Genomic DNA, 3,772 nt, shown 5'->3' on the forward strand with positions numbered 1-3,772 from the left:
TTCCTTTTAAGATTGTATCTAATTAACTTACAAAAGAGGTATAGCTATATTCTATACCCCTTATGAGTTATAAGGTCTTATAAGCTTATTCAGTTTCTTTAATTTCTAATTTTGGTAGGTTCTTAACGATTTTCATTGTCTCTAAACTTACGGTAATAACCCTTTGAAACAATTCTAATGGATAAGCAGGGTTTCCAACGGTTTCAACAGCATAGCGATTGGCATCATTCACAATGCCACTCTTTTTATCAGTCTTTACGCATTGACGACCCATAACCCATTCAAGGGCGGGGCTACCATTAACGATATAGTCATAAGCTTCCTTAGGTATATCTGTCATGACGATATTGCTGTTATAAATAACCGTCGATTTATCCTTTTCCTTGCTATTCTTAATTTTTGCGAATTTCATTTCAGTCACATAATAAAACTTTTTGGGATTAGAGATATCAGTCTGTTTTGGATTACCCTTTTTAAAGGTCACTGGATAAGGTTCCACATCTTCATAATTTACATGCAAATGACCCAGTTCACGCCCTGCTGTTACAAATTTCCAAAAATCATCAGCACTCTTTACACAAGGGATACGAGGCAACTCTTTACATAAATTATCAGCATAGCGACTGCGGTAATCTTCTGAATGTAAAAGACCGTACACATAATAGAATAAATCATCTTTAGTTATGGTTTCGCTAGGATAAGCAGTTTTAAAATGTGCTAATCCTTCATCACTAATGGCATCACGTCGTTGTAAACCAACATTTTTACTTTCTTCTGTAAATAAATGGGATTGTTTCTCTTTATTGTTATTCAAGGATTCAGCATTTTCATAAAAATACCGCGGAAAGCATTGACCAGTATCTATTGCGTGAAAATTAGGTAGAGTCTTGGTCATTAAGACAGAAAAGCCCACCATTGCTCCTGTACCTGTAACTTGTATTACTCTATTTTCGACCACTTTTCCCATAGGAAATATTCGAGGTATTTGATAAACCATTTCATTGAAGGTGCGATTATAATAGAGCCACTGTTGTGTAAAAGGACGATAAAGACCTAGAGTAAGGCACGCATTTTCAAATTCAAAAAACTTTCCTTTTTCCAAATCTTGTTTAAGAGCACGGCTCCAACTGATTTTTTTAGCATCTGAATTTACGAAATTGTTTATAGCATTTTTACGTATCCTGCGATCAATATGTCCATAAGCATCATTAAACCGTTCCACTTCACTGTTATAGAAGGTAATCATATTCTCCATATTTTTTAATAAAGATTTATGACTTGAATTATATGCCCAAGCATCGCGACTAGTTACGATACCACATGAAAAAGTATCAAAAAGCTTTTTACCATGTTCTTTCTTATAACTCTTATAACCTATGGCTAAAAATGATTTGAAGCTATCATCACGTTGACCAAGCCAATCCCCATATTGATCTGGTGTAATCATTTGCCAGTTTGATTTATTTGTAATGCCAGAAATACTACCAAAGTATTCTAGAGCTGTAAGTTTTTCTTTTGTTGTGAGATTATTACCAATATCATGATAATAAATTTTGCAAGGTTGGCTATTATCTGGATTACGTACAAAAAGCGTTATCGCTATTCCATTTTGGCATCCGGAATCAAAAATATTTTCTCCTTCTTTTGAAAGTTGTTTTGACTTTATATTTTTCCGAATATCACCACGAAGATTAATAATATAAATAGAAGAATATTCGTTCTGTAAGCATTTTCGCATACCATCAGCAAATGCTTTATCTATCCATCCATTCCCAGAAACATAAGCAACAACACCACCTTGTGAATTTAAGCGGTTACTTGCCCAACGAATTGCTCTAATATAGCTATCATATAGATTTCTTTTTAATATTGCTTGAGATCTTGATGCATATGTATCACGAATGCTTCTATCAAGTATTTCATATTCTACATTCGCATTGTTATCATTTTCACTTCTTTGACCAGAAGAATAAGGAGGGTTACCAAAGATAACTTTGATATCCAGATTTTTCTGATGTTCTAAATATTCACTGTTTTTTTGAAATAATTTTTGCAATAAATTTTTCTCTTCAAGCATCCGAAACGTATCGGTTAAACCAATATGCTTAAATGGGATATAATTCCCTTTCATAAGACCATGATAGGTTGATTCAATGTTAATCGCTGCTATGTAATACGCTAAGAGAACAATCTCATTGGCATGAATATCATGACGGAATTTATATTCCATATCCTCTGGTTTTATCAGTTTAGATTGTAACAACCGTGTGATAAAGGTACCAGTACCCGTAAAAGGGTCAAGAATAGAAACACCACGTGAACCTAAGCTTTTCCCAAATTCATTGCGTAAAACCTCATCAACAGAGTGAATGATAAAATCAACAACCTCAACGGGGGTATAAACAATGCCAAGCCTATCGGTGGTTTTCTTAAATGCCTTGGCAAAAAAACTTTCATAAAGCTTGATAATAAGATTCTGTTTTGCGTGAGTTTCGGTAATCCCTGCTGTACAGAACGTGACACTTTTGTAAAATTTATCAAGATCTTATATTGGTTTTATCCAACTCAGCTAAGATCTTTTCCATGGCTTGCGAAATGGCATTGTTTTGCACAAATTCATTGCCCTCAAACAAGGCTTCAAACACGGGACGCGTGACAAGATGTTGTCCTAACATCTCAAGCGCTTCCTCTTGTTTGATTTCACTGTTTAAGTTGTTTTTGAGTTCTTTATAAAACCCATCAAAGGCGTGATAGGCTTCACTGGTTTCATCGGATAGGATATCTTTAAGACGATTAATATGGTTTTGAGCAATCTCAGCAACATTGCCAGCCCATATGCCCCAGTAATCCGCAAGGGTAAATTTCTTAGCCAAAAGGGTTTTAAGGGCATTGGGAAACTCTTTATAAAAAGGTAATCTCATTTGCCCTTTATAACTATGACGAGGTTCATAGGCTGCTTTTCCAATCTCAAGCCCCGTGCTTTCTGGTTTCTCATAAACATAGATTTTATCTTCAACCGTGGTCATACTCTTTAAAGCAACAATCTCTAAAGTATGACTGACATCTTGGTCTAAAATCATCTGGTTAAGGGTTACTTCAAAGTTTTCATCATGGGAAAGCAAAGCATTGATCACTTGCCAAACAACACTGTATCTCTTGTTGTATTTTAAAGCCTCTTCAGCAGAAATCCCAGCAGGTACCCCAACCGGTAAAATGATATAGCCTCTCTTCTTGCCTTTGGCACGGCGCATGATACGCCCCACCGCCTGTATCACGTCTACTTGGCTTTTACGCGGGTGTAAAAACATAATGGCATCAAGAGCAGGAACATCCACACCCTCAGAAAGACATCTTACATTGGTAAGCACACGACAAGTATTTTCCCCCGCATCTTCCTTTAACCAATCAAGGGCTTCATTGCGTTTCTTGGCACTTTGTGTTCCATCAATATGAGCAAAGGTACACTGAAGAGGCGGTGTCTCTTTATAGAGCTTATGAAGATTATACAATTCTTTCTGCATTTCTGCAGAATTGAATGTGTCACGGATACGTTCAGAGGTCTTGATATCTTTACAAAAAGCCAAAGCCCGCCGCATGGGATTGGAGTCATCACTCAAATCAACTTTCAGATCTATTTTACTAAGGGCTTGATAACAGCCTATGATCTTGGTTTTATCATCAAGGGCAAGTTCATAATTCTCATCGGTCATCAGATGTTGAATGGATTCACTCACTTCCTCTTCATTAACGCCTAAGACAATAATCTTATAAG

Annotated in this window: 2 protein-coding genes; both read right to left on the reverse strand. The window is 36.1% G+C overall.

Annotation, left to right across the window (positions count from 1 at the left end; all coding sequences use genetic code 11):
- Positions 1–85: 85 nt before the first annotated feature.
- Positions 86–2,500 (reverse strand): type ISP restriction/modification enzyme, encoded by a 2,415-nt coding sequence (locus PVV69_RS09385; protein WP_404978384.1) that lies wholly within the window; start codon positions 2,498–2,500, stop codon positions 86–88.
- Positions 2,501–2,537: 37 nt separating this feature from the next.
- A partial coding sequence (locus tag PVV69_RS10100) for a helicase-related protein (RefSeq protein WP_404978383.1) occupies positions 2,538–3,772 on the reverse strand: 1,235 nt, incomplete at its 5' end.

Source organism: Bartonella sp. MM73XJBT, from assembly GCF_028618465.1.
Lineage (GTDB): Bacteria > Pseudomonadota > Alphaproteobacteria > Rhizobiales > Rhizobiaceae > Bartonella.